General features: G+C 72.3%; 12 protein-coding genes. 3 read left to right on the plus strand and 9 right to left on the minus strand.

All coding sequences use genetic code 11. From position 1 onward, the window contains the following. Window positions 1–42 precede the first annotated feature (42 nt). On the minus strand, window positions 43–396 hold the full coding sequence (locus ABZ898_RS26545; protein WP_361663828.1) for a helix-turn-helix domain-containing protein: 354 nt from the start codon (window positions 394–396) through the stop codon (window positions 43–45). 223 nt (window positions 397–619) lie between these two features. On the opposite strand from ABZ898_RS26545, the gene ABZ898_RS26550 reads away from it, so the two are divergent. Continuing rightward, a complete protein-coding gene (locus ABZ898_RS26550; protein ID WP_361663831.1) occupies window positions 620–2047 on the plus strand; it encodes an MFS transporter in 1428 nt (475 codons plus the stop codon). A gap of 24 nt (window positions 2048–2071) precedes the next feature. Here the strand turns inward: ABZ898_RS26550 and ABZ898_RS26555 are convergent, their stop codons facing one another. Next, entirely contained in the window at window positions 2072–2557 is a 486-nt protein-coding gene (locus ABZ898_RS26555) for a nuclear transport factor 2 family protein (RefSeq protein ID WP_361663834.1), read from the minus strand. Window positions 2558–2872: 315 nt separating this feature from the next. Between ABZ898_RS26555 and ABZ898_RS26560 the strand changes: the two genes are divergently transcribed. Further along, on the plus strand, window positions 2873–4987 hold the full coding sequence (locus tag ABZ898_RS26560) for a LamG domain-containing protein (protein WP_361663837.1): 2115 nt from the start codon (window positions 2873–2875) through the stop codon (window positions 4985–4987). 129 nt (window positions 4988–5116) lie between these two features. Here ABZ898_RS26560 and ABZ898_RS26565 read toward each other — a convergent pair whose 3' ends face one another. The 5 genes from ABZ898_RS26565 to ABZ898_RS26585 form a co-directional block, all read right to left on the minus strand. Further along, the gene (locus ABZ898_RS26565) at window positions 5117–5626 is read right to left on the minus strand and encodes an O-acetyl-ADP-ribose deacetylase (protein WP_361663840.1); all 510 of its coding nucleotides are present in this window, start codon (window positions 5624–5626) and stop codon (window positions 5117–5119) included. Further along, window positions 5623–7041: an NAD(P)/FAD-dependent oxidoreductase gene (locus tag ABZ898_RS26570; protein ID WP_361663843.1), complete on the minus strand. Its 1419-nt coding sequence runs from the start codon at window positions 7039–7041 to the stop codon at window positions 5623–5625. Before ABZ898_RS26570 ends, ABZ898_RS26565 begins: the two co-directional genes overlap by 4 nt. A gap of 79 nt (window positions 7042–7120) precedes the next feature. Continuing rightward, window positions 7121–7966: an inositol monophosphatase family protein gene (locus tag ABZ898_RS26575; protein ID WP_361663846.1), complete on the minus strand. Its 846-nt coding sequence runs from the start codon at window positions 7964–7966 to the stop codon at window positions 7121–7123. 53 nt (window positions 7967–8019) lie between these two features. Continuing rightward, the gene (locus ABZ898_RS26580; RefSeq protein ID WP_361663849.1) at window positions 8020–9840 is read right to left on the minus strand and encodes a gamma-glutamyltransferase; all 1821 of its coding nucleotides are present in this window, start codon (window positions 9838–9840) and stop codon (window positions 8020–8022) included. 163 nt (window positions 9841–10003) lie between these two features. Beyond that, window positions 10004–11152: an alpha-lytic protease prodomain-containing protein gene (locus tag ABZ898_RS26585; RefSeq protein WP_361663852.1), complete on the minus strand. Its 1149-nt coding sequence runs from the start codon at window positions 11150–11152 to the stop codon at window positions 10004–10006. Between the two features lie 320 nt (window positions 11153–11472). Here ABZ898_RS26585 and ABZ898_RS26590 point away from each other — a divergent pair, with 320 nt between their 5' ends. Next, entirely contained in the window at window positions 11473–12147 is a 675-nt protein-coding gene (locus tag ABZ898_RS26590; RefSeq protein ID WP_361663855.1) for a hypothetical protein, read from the plus strand. Between the two features lie 62 nt (window positions 12148–12209). On the opposite strand, the gene ABZ898_RS26595 is transcribed toward ABZ898_RS26590, so the two are convergent. After that, window positions 12210–13742 carry an NCS1 family nucleobase:cation symporter-1 gene (locus tag ABZ898_RS26595; RefSeq protein ID WP_361663858.1) on the minus strand — a complete coding sequence of 511 codons (1533 nt, stop codon included), beginning with the start codon at window positions 13740–13742 and terminating at the stop codon, window positions 12210–12212. A gap of 131 nt (window positions 13743–13873) precedes the next feature. After that, window positions 13874–14893 carry a TIGR03842 family LLM class F420-dependent oxidoreductase gene (locus tag ABZ898_RS26600; RefSeq protein ID WP_361663862.1) on the minus strand — a complete coding sequence of 340 codons (1020 nt, stop codon included), beginning with the start codon at window positions 14891–14893 and terminating at the stop codon, window positions 13874–13876. Between the last annotated feature and the right edge of the window lie 9 nt (window positions 14894–14902).

Genomic DNA, 14902 nt, shown 5'->3' on the forward strand with positions numbered 1-14902 from the left:
CGCGCCCGACTTCGGCCCGGGGGCCCGGCCGGAGCCCCGGTGTCAGCGGGCGCCCTGCGCGAGGACCAGGTCCAGCAGGCCGGGGAACCGGGCGTCGAACTCCGGCCTGCGGAGCCGGTTCAGGCGCTTGGGCCCGGCGTCCCGCTGCTCCAGGAGTCCGGCCTCGCGCAGTACGGCGAAGTGGCGGCTGAGGGTCGCCTTGGTGACCGGCACGTCGAAGCTGCCGCACGCGCGCTCCCAGTCGCCGGCCCCGGCCAACTCCCGCACCAGGGTCTGGCGGACGGGGTCGGCGAGGGCCAACAGGGCCGTCTCCAGCGCGACCTCGTCCGGGGCCGTGTGCGCGGGCGGGGTGCGGTGGCTCGCCGCGTCCTGCCGCCGGGGGGTCTGTGCCGCCATGGCCGCTCGCTCCGTCTCGCTCGGTCCGTCCGCGCCGGGCGCGCACGGATTGCAGAGTGTTCGATGATCTGCGTACACTCCTGACTGTTCGCCGATCGACGAACACTCTACCGGAGCCGGTGGCGTACCGCCCCGCGCCCGCACCCACCTCACCCCCCTCCGCACGCCTTCGCACGCCTTCGCACGTCCCGTCCCGCCTCGGCACGCCCGGAAGGAAGACCCCGTGCCCCAGACCCCACCGCACCAGGCCCGGCCAGGCCCCACCCTGTTCGCCGCCTGCCTCGGGTTCGTCGTCGTCATCCTCGACGTGAGCGTCGTGAACGTCGCCACCGAGGCGCTCGGCGCCGAGTTCGGCGGCAGCCTCTCCGGCCTGGAATGGGTGATCAACGGCTACACCCTCACCTTCGCCGCCTTCCTCCTGACCGCGGGCGCCATGGGCGACCGCCACGACCCCGGCCGCATCTTCGTGTGGGGCTTCGCGCTCTTCGCGGCGGCCTCGCTGGTGTGCGGGGCCGCGCCGACTCTGGTCGCCCTGATCGCCGCCCGGGTCCTGCAGGGAGTGGGCGCGGCGATGATCGTGCCGTCGTCGCTGTCCGTCGTGAACACCAACTTCCCCGAACCCGCCGAACGCGCCCGCGCGGTGAGCCTGTGGGCGGCGGCGGGCGGCCTCGCCCTGGCGCTCGGCCCGGTGGCGGGCGGCCTGCTGGTGGACATGCTCGGCTGGCGCTCGATCTTCTACGTCAACCTCCCGATCGCCGCCCTCGGTATCGCCCTCGTCCGGGCCTACGCCCGCCCCGCCCCCGCTCCTGACACGTCCGCGGCCCGCTCGGCGGACCTGCCGGGCCAGCTGCTCGCCGTGGTCGGCCTGGGCGCAATGACCGGGGCGACGGTGGAGGCCAACACGCGGGGCTGGACCTCGGCGGCGGTGCTGAGCTGCCTGCTGGTCTTCGTCCTGGCCCTGGCCGGATTCCTGGCCGCCGAACTCCGCGCCCCCGACCCGATGCTGCCGCTCCACCTGTTCCGCCGCCGCGCGTTCTCGGCCACGTCCGGCATCGGCGTCCTGTTCAACTTCGCCTTCTACGGCCTGATCTTCGTCCTCAGCCTGTTCTTCCAGCAGGTCAGGGACTACTCCCCGATCAAGGCCGGCCTCGCCTTCCTGCCGATGACGGCAGCGATCATGATCGCCAACCTGTCCTGCGGTCCCCTGGTCCGGCGGTACGGCGCCCGGTCGGTACTGATCACCGGCAACGCCCTGGCGGCAGCGGCCTTCCTGGCCACGATCCCGTTCGTCGGCTTGGACGCGTACGCGTGGACGGCGGCGCAGTTCGTGATCGCCGGGTTCGGCCTCGGCCTGGTCGTCCCGTCGATGACCAACGCCATGCTCGGCTCGGTCGACCCCGCCAACGCGGGCATCGCCTCCGGGGTCCTCAACGCCGCCCGCCAGCTGGGCGGGTTGATCGGCGTGGCCGTGATGGGACTGCTCGTGGGCGAGGCGCCCTCGGCCCACTTCGTACCGGGCCTGCGGACGGCGCTGGCCGCGGCGGCGGTGGCCCTGGCGCTGGGCGCGGCACTGGGCATGTTCGGCCCGCGCGGGGCCCAACCGGTGCCCGTGGCCGAGGAGCGGCGGCGAATGCCGGCGCGGGCCCGCTGACAGCGACCTCTCGAAGGCCCGCCGTCAGGAAGCATCCTCGCGCAGTGACGCGAGGAGGAGGTCGAGGTCCCCGCGTGCCGTGTACGTACGGATCGGGTCGATGTAGTCGCGTGACTCGATGATCCGGCCGTCCCGGACACGCATGACGAACACGCAGGGAACCTTGCGCGGAGAGTCGTCCGGCGCCGTGAACTCGTAGGCGAACTCGGCGACGATCACCTCGGGGTCGGCGGTCTCGTGGACGACGACATCGACGACCCGCCTCCGCGGCAGGGCCTCCCGCATCTCCGGCGGCACCGAGAAGTGCTCCTGGAGCGTACGCCGACTCGTCAGCGGCTCGGACTCCGGCGTCGCCATCGGATGCCGGACGTCGGTGACTTCGCCGTACAGGTCTGCCAAGTCGTCGAACTTCTTGTCGGCGACACCGTGAACGAGCCGGAGGAACACCTCGCGCGGACTCGGACTCGGACCAGGACTCGGACTCACAGGGCCTCCCCCAGGTGTGCGCACAGGCGACTGGCAATCAGTATCGCCCCAGGCAAGGGTTCTTGCGGCGCCTCTCGTGATCCTGCGCCCACACGGCCACGAAGGCGCCCCTCACCCCTGCTCCCCCGGCACTTCGGCGGGTGCGAAGATGCCCGGTGTCGGGCCAGGTGCTTTGGGGGGCGCCGGGGCTGTCCGCCCGCGCACAGTGAAGGGAAAACCCTCTTCGGCGATGTCGGTGGCCTCTGTTAATTTCATGCGGCGCGTGTGATCCACGAGCTTCAAAAGTGCACAGGGGAGGGCCGCTTGACCATGTTCGGAAGGACAGGAAGACGCAGACGGATGGTGGTGGGGAGCTGCGCTGCCGCGCTACTGGCCGCGACTGCGGGTACGGCGCATGCGGTGGACAACCTGCCGCCGAAGCAGCCGCTCGTCCAGGACCTCCAGACGCAGAGCAAGGACTGCGCCACGGGCGACGACACGCCATACGTGCCGGAGCCGCCCAGGCTCAACGCCATGCTGTACGACCCCGAAGAGGACAACCAGCCCAGCGAATCCAGCCCCGTCAGCGGGGAGTTCGAAGCGTGGTGGACGGATGCGGCGGGAGTGGAGCAGCGCCGCACCTACACCACTGTCACCCTTTCGTCGGGGTCGCGTTTCTACTGGACGATGCCGACCGACATTCCGGCTGACACCGTCGTCTCCTGGCATGTCCGCGCGAACGACGGCAAGGCGACCTCCGCATGGAGCGATGAGGGCAACGGCTCGGTCTGCTCGTTCGTGTACGACGACGTGAACCCCGCGAAGGCGACGGTCAGCTCCCCCGAGTACCCCAACCCCGACACGGTGTTCTGGGTGGACGGCGTGGGCGTCTACGGCCACTTCACCATGGACTCGCCTTCCGACGACGTGGTGTCGTACACGTACGGCTTCTTGGGAGGCCCTTACGGGACCGTCTCGGCGGAGCGTCCGGGCGCGGCTGCGACCATTCCGTACCTGCCGCTCACTTCAGGGCCCAAGTCCCTGACGGTCCGCGCGATCGACCGGTCGGGCCGGAGCAGCGGCGAGTCGTCGTACGACTTCAACGTGAAGATCGGGCGTGCCCCTGTCGCACGCTGGAAGCTGGACGACCCGGCAGGCTCTCGTTCGGCGTCCGCCGAGGTGGGCACCGAGGCACGTGCCGGCACCGGCGTGACCTTCGGTGGCCCCGCGCCCGCGGGCACCGGAGCCACCGCCACCGTCAGCCTTGACGGCAGCGGCCACGGCTTCCTCACCCCCGGCACGCCGGCCACCGACATCAGCAAGACCTTCGCCGTGAGCGCCTGGGTGCGGCCCGCCGAAACCGGCCGGAACATGACCGTCGCCAGCCAGGACGCGGACGGGAAGCCCGGCTTCAGCCTCGGGCTCCGCGGCCAGGATCCCGGCCCCGTCTGGTCGTTCGCGATCGCGGGCGCGCGGGTGTCCGGTGGCGCGCCGGAGACCGGCGAGTGGGCCCATCTGATGGGGCTGTACGACGCGGAAACAGGTCGTGCGCGGTTGTACGTCAACGGCCACGAGGTCGGCACCGCGGCAGAGGCGAAGCCCGCCGCGACGGCCGGCGCGTTCCAGATCGGACGTGCCCGCGGAACCACCGGCTATCGCGACCGGTGGCACGGCGACATCGGGGATGTCCAGGTCCACGACCGGGTCGTGGTGCCGGGCGAGGCAGCCGACCTGGGACGCCGCAAGCCGAAGCTGCTCGGCCACTGGTCGCTGGAGAACGCGGCGGACGGCGCGAGTCCCGAGCAGTCGGACGGCGCCCCGCTGCGGCTCGGCACAGGAGCGTCGATCTACCACGGCTCCGACAGTTCCTGCATCCCCGAGATCGACCCCGACTGCTCCTATGCACCGCCGCCGCTCGCAGGCGACGGACATCTGCGCCTGGACGGCGAGACCGCGTACGCCGCTGCCGACGGGCCCGTCGTGGACACCGGGGACAGTTTCACCATCGGCGTCGTCGTTCGCCTCGCGGACTCCGAGCCGTCCCACCCGATGACAGTGCTCTCACAGGCCGGCGAGCACACCGAAGCGTTCAAGGTGCGCTACGAGCCGTCCACGTACAGCTGGCAACTGGTGATGCCGGAGAAGGACGAGGCCGGAGCCCCCGAGAGGGTGGTGTCCCAGATCACGGGCGCGGACGGCGGCGAGGGACAGGGTCACCGGCTCGCCGTGATCTACGACGACGCGACCGACCTGGTCAAGCTTTACGTCGACGGGTACACGGACGACGAGGCGACCGCGAGCCTTCCCGACGGCTGGCACAGCAACGGCGCCCTCCAGATCGGCCGGGGCAAAGCCGGTGACGGCTGGGGCGAGTACCTCCACGGCGATGTGGACGAGGTGCAGGCGTATTCCGGTGCGCTGCAGGACCGCGACGTGAGGGGCCTGGGCTGGACCACGGACCCCTGTCTGTGCTGATGCGTTCAAGCTGAGTCCGAAGGTTCCGCTCTCCGGTGGCCCGCCGAACCCCAGTTCTGGCGGGCCATCGGCTGTTGCGGGCTCAGCGAGGACACCGTCTTCGCAACCAGGCTGATCGGCCGCCTCCGCTCACCCGACGACCCCCTCGAACACCCCCAGCATCCCCTCGTCGAACAGCACGAACCGGACCTCCTCCACCCCCGTGGGTGTCGACCGCACCGTGTCCAGGGCGACCCGCGCCGCCTCCTGTGCCGGCCACCGGTACACCCCGGTCGAGATCGCCGGGAACGCGGCCGTGCGGGCGCCCAACTCGTCGGCGACGCGCAGCGATTCGCGGTAGCAGGAGGCGAGGGGGGCGGGGTCGGAGCCGGGGCTCTGCCACACCGGGCCGACCGTGTGGATGACCCACTCCGCGGGGAGGTCACCGGCCGTCGTGGCCACCGCCTCGCCGGTGGGGAGGCCGCCGCCGTACCGCGACGCCCGCAGGTCCCGGCAGGCCGCGAGGATCGCCGGGCCGCCCCGGCGGTGGATCGCGCCGTCGACCCCTCCTCCGCCCAGCAGGGACGAGTTCGCCGCGTTGACGATGGCGTCCACGCGCTGCTCGGTGATGTCGCCCTGGACGAGCGTGATGGTGGTCATCGCTGCCTCAGCCTCCTCCAGACGTCCTTCGCCGCGTTGTGGCCCGACATGCCGTGTACCCCCGCGCCGGGCGGAGTCGCCGAGGAGCAGAGGAAGACGGCGGGGTGGGGGGTGCGGTGGGGGAACAGGGTGGGGCGGGGGCGGAGCAGGAGCTGGAGGCCGTCCACCGCGCCGCAGGCGATGTCGCCGCCGACGTAGTTGGCGTTGCGGGCCGCCAGCTCGGGCGGGCCCGCCGTGGCCCGGGCGAGGACGCGGTCGCGGAAGCCGGGGGCGAAGCGCTCGATCTGGCGCTCGATCGCGTCCGTCAGGTCACCTTGCCAGCCGTTCGGGACGTGGCCGTAGACCCAGAAGACCTGCTTGCCCTCGGGGGCCCGGCTCGGGTCGGCCACACTCGGCTGGACCGTGATCAGGAACGGCGGGTCGGGGGCCCGGTCCTCGCGGGACGCGGCGCGCAGGGCGCGGTCGATCTCGGCCCGGTCGGCGCCGAGCTGGACCGTGCCCGCGACGCGGGCCTCGGGGGCGGTCCACGGGACCGGGCCGTCCAGGGCGTAGTCGATCTTGAAGACGCTGGGGCCGTAGCGGTAGCCGTCGTAGTAGCTGCCGAAGTCGGCGATGCGGGCCAGTGCCGTGGGTGAGGTGTCGAAGACGTAGGCGCGGGCGGGCGGCAGGTCGTCCAGCCGCTTGACCTCGTAGTCGGTGTGCACGGTGCCGCCGAGGTCCACCAGGTACGCGGCGAGCGCGTCGGAGATCGCCTGGGAGCCGCCGAGCGGGACCGGCCAGCCGCGCGCGTGCGCGGCGAGCGCGAAGACGAGGCCGACGGCTCCGGTGCCGAAGCCGTTCAGCGGGGCGATGGTGTGGGCGACCAGGCCGGAGAACAGGGCCTTGAACCGCTCGTCGTGGAAGCGGCTCATCAGGGCGGTGGCCGGTGGCAGCCCGGCCAGGCCGAAGCGGGCCAGGGTGAGCGGGTCGCGGGGCAGGGCGGTCAGCGGCAGGGACATGAAGTCCTGGAGCAACGTGTCCCAGCGGCGCAGGAAGGGCGTGACCAGGCGGCGGTACGCGCCCGCGTCCCGTGGGCCGAAGGACGCCGCCGTCTCCGCGACCGAGCGGGCCAGCACCGCCGCGCTGCCGTCCGGGAACGGGTGGGCCATGGGCAGCTCGGGGTGCAGCCAGCGCAGTCCGTACCGCTGGAGCGGCATGGCGCGGAAGGCGGGTGAGTTGACGCCGAGGGGATGCGCGGCCGAGCAGGGGTCGTGCCGGAAGCCGGGCAGGGTCAGTGCCTCGGTGCGGGCGCCGCCGCCCACCGTGGACCGCGCCTCGAAGACGGCCACGGAGAAGCCCCGGCGGGCCAGCTCCACGGCCGCGGTGAGTCCGTTCGGCCCCGCGCCCACCACGACCGCGTCCAGCATCGACGGCACCTTCCGACCCCCTCGTCAGCCGATGGCAACTCGGATCAGCATAGGCCGGGGCTCCACGGCCGGCCCCGGTCCGTCCGCCTCAGGAGCCGGTGCGCAGCAGCTCGCCGACCTGGCGGGCCGTCCTCGCGTCGCGGGCGGCGGTGAACGGGAGCGCGTTGCCCCCGGTTATCCGGAAGGGCTCGCCGGTGAGGGTGAGATGGGCGCCGCCCGCCTCCTCCACCAGCAGCAGGCCCGCCGCGTGGTCCCAGGCGGCCTCCCAGGAGAAGGCCACGGCGTCGGTCTCGCCGCGCGCGATCGCCAGGTACTCCAGGCCCGCCGAGCCGCAGGAGCGCGGCGCGACCCCGTCGGTCCACAGGGCGCGCAGCGCGCGCTTCTGCTCCTCGGTGGTGTAGTCGGGGTGCGAGACGGCCACGACGAGGTCCCTGCCCGGCGCGGGCGGCCCGGCGAAGAGCCGCTCGCCGTCCAGGAAGGCGCCCTGGCCGCGCACGGCGGTGGCGAGCTGGTCGCGGACCGGCGCGTACGTCCAGGAGGCCAGCACGGTGCCCCGGTGGGCGAGCGCGACCAGGGTGCAGAAGCCGTCGTTGCCGTGCACGAACTGGCGGGTGCCGTCGACCGGGTCGATGATCCACACCGGTGCGTCGCCCCGGACGGCCTCGTAGGTCGCCGGGTTGGCGTGCACCGCCTCCTCGCCGACCACGGCCGAGCCGGGCAGCAGGCGGCGCAGCTCCTCGGTGAGGCGGCGCTCGGCGAGCCGGTCGGCGTCGGTCACGAGGTCGTGCGGCCCGCTCTTCTGGTCCACCTCGTGCTCGGCCAGGCGGCGGAAGCGGGGCAGGATCTCGGCGGCCGCGGCCTTCCGGATCGCCTCTTCCACGTCGGCGGACTGGTGGGCGAGAAACTCCTCGATGGTTTCCTTGTCGTCGATCATGTGTCCATGAGACCACGTCCGGCGGACATGGCCTCCCGGGCTGTGGACAACTCTCAGCGACCGACCGCGTACCCCTGCATGCCCCGCGGGTTCGCCGCGGCCGACAGGATGCCGGTGGCGGGGTCCCGGGCCACCGCGCACAGCCGGCCCTCCGACCAGGCGGGCCCCACCGTGACGTCGTGCCCCCGGCGGCGCAGCTCGGCGACGACCGTCTCCGGCATGCGCGACTCGACGGTGACGCTGCCGGGCCGCGAGCCGCGGGGGTAGAACGAGCTGGGGAAGCCGTCGTTGTGCCAGTTCGGGGCGTCGACGGCGCCCTGGAGGTCGAGCCCGCCCCGGACGGGCGCCCGTAGTGCGACGGCGAGGAAGAAGTGGGTCTGCCACTGGTCCTGCTGGTCGCCGCCGGGCGTGCCGAAGGCCAGCACCGGCACTCCGTCCCGCAGGGCGAGCGAGGGGGAGAGTGTCGTGCGGGGGCGGCGGCCGGGTGTCAGGGTGTTCGGCAGGCCCTCCTCCAGCCAGGTCATCTGGAGCCGGGTGCCGAGCGGGAAGCCCAGTTCGGGCACGACCGGATTGGACTGGAGCCAGCCGCCGCTGGGCGTGGCGGCGATCATGTTGCCCCAGCGGTCGGCCACGTCGAGATGGCAGGTGTCCCCGCGCGTGGTGCCGTCGGCGCTCACGCGGGGTTCGCCCGGCATGGCCACGGTGGGTTCGCCCGGCGTGGCCACGGTGGGCTCGCCCACCCCCGGCGCGCCGCCCGGCACGCGCGCGTGGGCCTGTTCCGGCAGGCGGGGCGTGCGCCCGCCGGGGCTGCCCGGCCGCAGCTCCCAGGAGGCGTCGGCGCCGATGAGGCTCCGCCTGCGGGTGTTGTACGCGTCGGAGAGCAGTTCGGTGAGCGGCACCTCGCCCGCGTCGCCGTACCACGCCTCGCGGTCGGCCATGGCGAGCTTGCAGCCCTCGGTCAGCAGGTGGACCCAGTCGGCGCCGCCGTGGGGCGGCAGGTCGGGCGGGAGCAGGGCGAGCTGCTGGAGGAGGGCGGGGCCCTGGCTCCAGGGGCCCGCCTTGCAGAGGGTCCAGCCGTTCCAGTCGTACGTCGCGGGGGCCTCGTACGTCGCCGTCCAGCCGGCGAGGTCGGCCTCGGTGAGGGTGCCGGTGTGGTGGGCGCCGCTGGAGTCGAGGGTGGGGCGGCGGGACTGGCGCAGCAGGGCCTCGGCGATGAAGCCGGTGCGCCACACCGCCCGGGCGGCGTCGATGCGGGCCTCCCGGTCGCCCGCGCCCGAGGTCTCGGCCAGCAGGCGCTTCCAGGTGGCGGCGAGGGCGGGGTTGCGCAGCAGTTCTCCGGGGCGAGGCGCGTGGCCGCCGGGCAGGTAGACCTCGGCCGAGGTGGTCCACTCGGTCTCGAACAGTTCCCGGACGCGTCCCACGGTCGCGGTGACGTTCTCGACGGGCGGGTGGCCGTGCTCGGCGTACCCGATGGCGTACTTCAGGACCTCGTCGAGGGGTTTGGTCCCGTGGTCGCGCAGAAGCAGCAGCCAGGCGTCGAAGGCGCCGGGCACGGCGGCCGCGAGGGGGCCGGTGCCGGGTACGAGGTCCAGTCCGAGGCCCCGGTAGTGCGCGACGGTGGCACCCGCCGGGGCGACTCCCTGGCCGCACAGCACCCGCACCTCGCCGCCGGCGGGGGCGAGCAGGATGGGGACCTCGCCCGCCGGGCCGTTCAGGTGGGGTTCGACGACGTGCAGGACGAACGCTCCGGCCACCGCCGCGTCGAAGGCGTTGCCGCCGTCCTCCAGCACGGCCATGGCCGACTGGGAGGCCAGCCAGTGGGTGCTGGACACCATGCCGAAGGTGCCCTGGAGGGTGGGGCGGGTGGTGAACATACGGCCTCTTCTCTGCGCGGGCTCCACTGCGCACCGGCTCTTCGCGCCCGGTGACACATGCAGGATGAAACTTGTTCCGCCCCAGCCGACGCAAGAGGCCCCCAGCATGCGAGAAGGTCCCGCGAGCACGCGCGCCCGCGGGACCGTCGTGCGAGAGCGGGGCTCAGGCGGTGTGCAGGGTCAGGCCGTAGCGGCCGAGGATCTCGTTGATCGGCTGGAACCAGGTCTCGCCGCCGCTGGAGCAGTTGCCCCAGCCGCCGGAGGTGACGCCCTGGGCCTGGTCGCCGCTGATGAACGAGCCGCCGGAGTCACCGGGTTCGGCGCAGACGCTGGTCTTGGTCATCTGGTGCACCGCGCCCTGGCTGTAGTTGACGGTCTCGTTCAGCGCGAGGACGTTGCCGCAGTGCCAGTGGCTGGTGGAGCCGGAGCGGCAGATGGAGGTGCCGGGCGGCGCGACGTTGGAGCCGCGCACCAGCTGGTCGGAGACGGTGCCCCAGCCGAGTACGACCGGTACGGTCCACCAGCCGCTGCCCACGTTGACCCAGGCGTAGTCGTTGTCGGGGAACGACGAGCCCTGGAAGTTGCCGACGTAGGACCGGTCCCAGCCGTACACGGCGGCCGACGGCTGGCCGCAGTGGCCGGCGGTGACGAAGCCGCCGTACACCGAGAAACCGATGGAGCAGCGGACGTTGCCCGTGTAGTACGGGTCTCCGCCGACCGTGCCGGCCGCGAGGGTGCTCACCGATTCGGCGACCTTGTTGACGGTGACGGGGCCCGCCTGGCGGGCGCTCGCCAGGAAGCGTTGGACATCGTTGTCGGCGGCCTTGGAGCGGACCACGTCGATCACGACGGACCCGGCGCTCGGGTCGGCGCGCCAACTGGTCACGCCCTTGGGGGCCTTGAGGCGGTCGACGCGGGCCTTGGCCGCGTCCAGCTCGCGGGCGCTGCGCTCCACCGTGCGGACGGTGGCACCGGCGTCGTGGAGCTTCTGGCGGACGCTCGCGGAGGCGTCGTCGGTGACGGCCACGGTCAGGCGGTTGCTCTTGGCGTCGAACCAGGAGCCGCCGTACGCGGCTCCGGCGGTGGCGCGTGCCTTCGGGTCCAGGGCGGTGGCCGCGCGCTCCGCCTTGAGGCGGGCCTCGGCCTGGGACTCGGTGAGCCCGAAGTCGTGCCGCATGGCGGTCAGCATGCTCTGCGAGGCGAGGGGTTCGCCGGCGTTCTGCGCGGCGGCGGGGAGGGTGCCCGCGGCGGAGAGGCCGCCGAGCATGAGGAGTGCGGCCGCGGCGGCGCGCACGACTTTGCTGCGTCTCATGGGGAGTTGCCCTTCGTCGTTCCAACGAGGTGGGGGTGGAACAGCCGATTTCTGAGAGCGCTCTCATCAGTGCGGGGCAGAGCCTAGCGGCACCTTCACAACAGGTCCATGCCAATCACACGGCTTCCCTTCCACGGCCGCGGACGGCCCGGCGAGCGGGGAGGAAAAGGTCGATATGCAACTCCCCGGCACGCGGCACCGGTCACCGGCCGAGTACGCAGCGAGTTCGGGCTTCCGTGTCGCGGACCCGTCGTGTGAGACTGTCGTCCCCCGTCCCTGCGGACCCCTTCCACCGCCCCCTCCCCCACGAGAAGTGCGCCGTGCGATCTCTGCCTCTGCCGCTCGCCCTCACCGCTCGTCTGTCCCCGGTCGTCGTGCTGGCCGTCGCGGGCTGGGCCCTCAGCTCGGGTCCCGCGGCCACCGCGAACTCCGGTTCTACTGAAGGAAGTTCGACATCTGCGGCCGGTGATTCCGCCGCCCCGGCCGCGTCTTCCGCCGCGCCCGCCGCCAAGACGTACGACGCCGCGCCCGCGCCCTGCTCCGGCGTGCCCGAGGCCACCGTGAAGTCCCTGGTGCCCGGCGCGAAGACCTCCGGCAAGGAGATACCCTCCACCGACTCCCGGCTGCGCCGCACCTGCTCCTGGAACGCGCTCAAGGGCTACGACTACCGCTGGCTGGACGTCTCCTACGAGGTCGCCGCCTCCGACGAGGCCGCGGCGAAGGAGTACGAGCAGCGGGTGGCCGAGAAGAGCGGCGGCGGAACCGTGCCCGGACTCGGGGACGGCGGCTACTCCGTGGTGAACCTGGCCACGGAGGACAAGCAGCAGACCCGCGAGGGCGTGGTGCTGGCCCGTGCCGCCAACGCGCTGGTGGTCATCACCTACAGCGGAAGCGACTTCGAGAACAAGAAGGCCCCGGAGACCGCCGAGATCAACAAGGGTGCCATCAAGGCGGCCAAGGACGCGGTGGCGGCCCTGCGCGGCGGCGCCAAGTAGGCGCGCCGAACGGAAAAGGAAGGCCCCGGCGGCCGCACCTCGGCCACCGGGGCTCCTTCACGTCAACTGGACGCGCTGACGGCTCTCTTGCCGCTCGCCAGGGTCAGCACCACGTACAGCACGAGCGAGGTGCCGAGGCCGACCGCCCAGCCGTAGTCGGCCAGCCCGCTGAGCGCCGGGATCGGGCGGCCGTCGATCAGCGGATGGAAGTCGGCGCCGCCGACGGCGAGCACACCGCCCACCACGAAGGCCGCCACGGCCCGCCAGTTCCAGCCTCCCGAGTACCAGTAGCGCCCGCCCGCGCGGTACAGGTCGGCGAGGTCCAGGCGGGTGCGGCGCAGGAACCAGTAGTCGGCGACGAGGATGCCCGCGACCGTGCCGAGCAGGCCGCCGACAAGGCCGAGCCAGGTGAAGATGTAGCCCTGCGGGTCGGAGTACAGCCGCCACGGGAAGATCAGCACCGCGAGGACGGCGGTGATCAGGGCGCCGGTGCGGAAACTGACCTTGCGCGGCGCGACGTTGGAGAAGTCGAAGGCCGGGGAGACCAGGTTGGCCGCGATGTTCACCGAGAGGGTCGCCACCAGCACGGTGACCAGGGCGTAGATCAGACCCACCACGTTGTCGGTCTTGGCGGCGAGCTGGACCGGGTCCCAGACCGGCTCGCCGTACACCGCCTGCGAGCCCGAGGTGACCAGCACGGACAGGAACGCGAACAACGTCATCGTCGTGGGAAGTCCGAAAGCCTGGCCCAGGGTCTGGGCGCGCTGGCTGCGGCCGTAGCGGGTGAAGTCGGGGATGTTCAGGGAGAGGGTGGACCAGAAGCCGATCATGCCCATCAGGGAGGGCCAGAACAGCTTCCAGAAGTCGCCGCCCCAGCCCAGCTTGGACGGCTGGTCGAAGAGCGGGCCCACTCCCCCGGCCCGGTCGCTCATCCACCACAGCATCACGAACGCGCCGACCAGCACGAAGGGCGCGGCCCAGTTCTCGAAGCGCCGGATGGTCTCCATGCCCCGCAGGATGATGGCCACCTGGACCGCCCAGAAGATGGCGAAGGAGAGCCACATGGTCCACGCGTAGCCGCCGATGTGCGCGGCGCCGGACCAGCTGTCGCCGATCAGCTTGCCGGCGAGGAAGAAGATCGCCTCGCCGCCGATCCAGGTCTGGATGCCGAACCAGCCGCACGCCACCAACGCCCGTACGACAGCGGGCAGGTTGGCGCCGCGCACGCCGAAGGAGGCGCGGGCGAACACCGGGAACGGGATGCCGTACTTGGGGCCGGCGTGCCCGGTGAGCAGCATCGGCACCAGCACGATCAGGTTGGCCAGGGCGATGGTGAACACGGCCTGTTTCCAGTCCATGCCGACCGCGATGAGACCCGACGCGAGCGTCCAGGAGGCGGTGTTGTGGGCCATGCCGACCCACAGCGCGGAGAAGTTGTACGTGGTCCAGGTCCGCCCCTCGGCCGGTACGGGGAGCAGGTCCTCGTTGGCGTAGGGGCCGCTGGGCCGGGCGGCGCCGGGTGCGATCTCCACCCGCCCGTCGGCGAGGGTGACTTGGCCGGACGGTGGTATGTCCGTGGGAGCGGTATCGGTCATGGTGCAGGCCAATCGGCTGGGAGGGTCGGGACGGGCCGTGCGGGGGGGGTGCGTCCCGTAAGGGTTCCGTACGGGCGTCCTGGCCCCCTTCCCGCGTACGGGAAGGGGGGGGTTCGATTCGCCTGCCGTGCTCAGGCGTTGACGGCGGGGATCACCTTCGTGCCGTAGGCGTCGATGGTGGCCTCCTGCGCGTCGTGCATGTCGTACACCGCGAACTGGTCGACGCCCAGGGCCCGCAGGGCGTTCAGCTTCTCGATGTGGGTCTCGACCGGGCCGATCAGGCAGAACCGGTCCACGATCTCGTCGGGCACGAACCGGGTGTCGGGGTTGCCGCTGCGTCCGTGGTGGGCGTAGTCGTACCCCTCGCGGGCCTTGATGTACTCGGTGAGTTCGTCGGGGATCTGCGCGGAGTGCTCTCCGTAGCGGGAGACGAGGTCGGCGACGTGGTTGCCGACCATGCCGCCGAACCAGCGGCACTGCTCCCGGGCGTGGGCGAGGGCCTCGGGCGAGTCGTCGTCGGTGACGTAGGCGGGGGCGGCCACGCAGATGGTGACCTCGCCGGGGTCGCGGCCGGCGGCGACGGCGGCGTCCTTGACGGCCTTCACCATGAACTCGGTGAGGTAGAGGTCGGCGAGCTGGAGGATGAAGCCGTCGGCCTCCTCGCCGGTCATCTTCAGCGCCTTGGGCCCGTACGCGGCCATCCAGACGGGGAGTTCGGCTCCCTCGCGCACCCACGGCAGGCGGATCGGGGTGCCGCCCAGGTCGGTCTCCTCGCCCCTGCCGAGGGCGCGGATGACCTTCATGGCCTCGCTGATCCGGGCGAGGGTGTTGGGCTTGCGGCCCGCGACCCGCATCGCGGAGTCACCGCGGCCGATGCCGCACACCGTTCGGTTGCCGTACATGTCGTTGAGGGTGGCGAAGGTGGAGGCGGTGACCTCCCAGGTGCGGGTGCCCGGGTTGGTGACCATCGGGCCGACGGTCAGCCGGTCGGTGTTCGCCAGGATCTGGCTGTAGATGACGAACGGTTCCTGCCAGAGCACGGCCGAGTCGAAGGTCCAGCCGTAGGTGAAACCGTTGCGCTCGGCCCGCTTCATCAGGTCGATGACGCGCGAGGCGGGCGGGTCGGTCTGGAGGACGAGTCCGAAGTCCATGCGCGCTGC

It is taken from the genome of Streptomyces sp. NPDC046860 (genome assembly GCF_040645115.1).
Classification (GTDB): domain Bacteria; phylum Actinomycetota; class Actinomycetes; order Streptomycetales; family Streptomycetaceae; genus Streptomyces.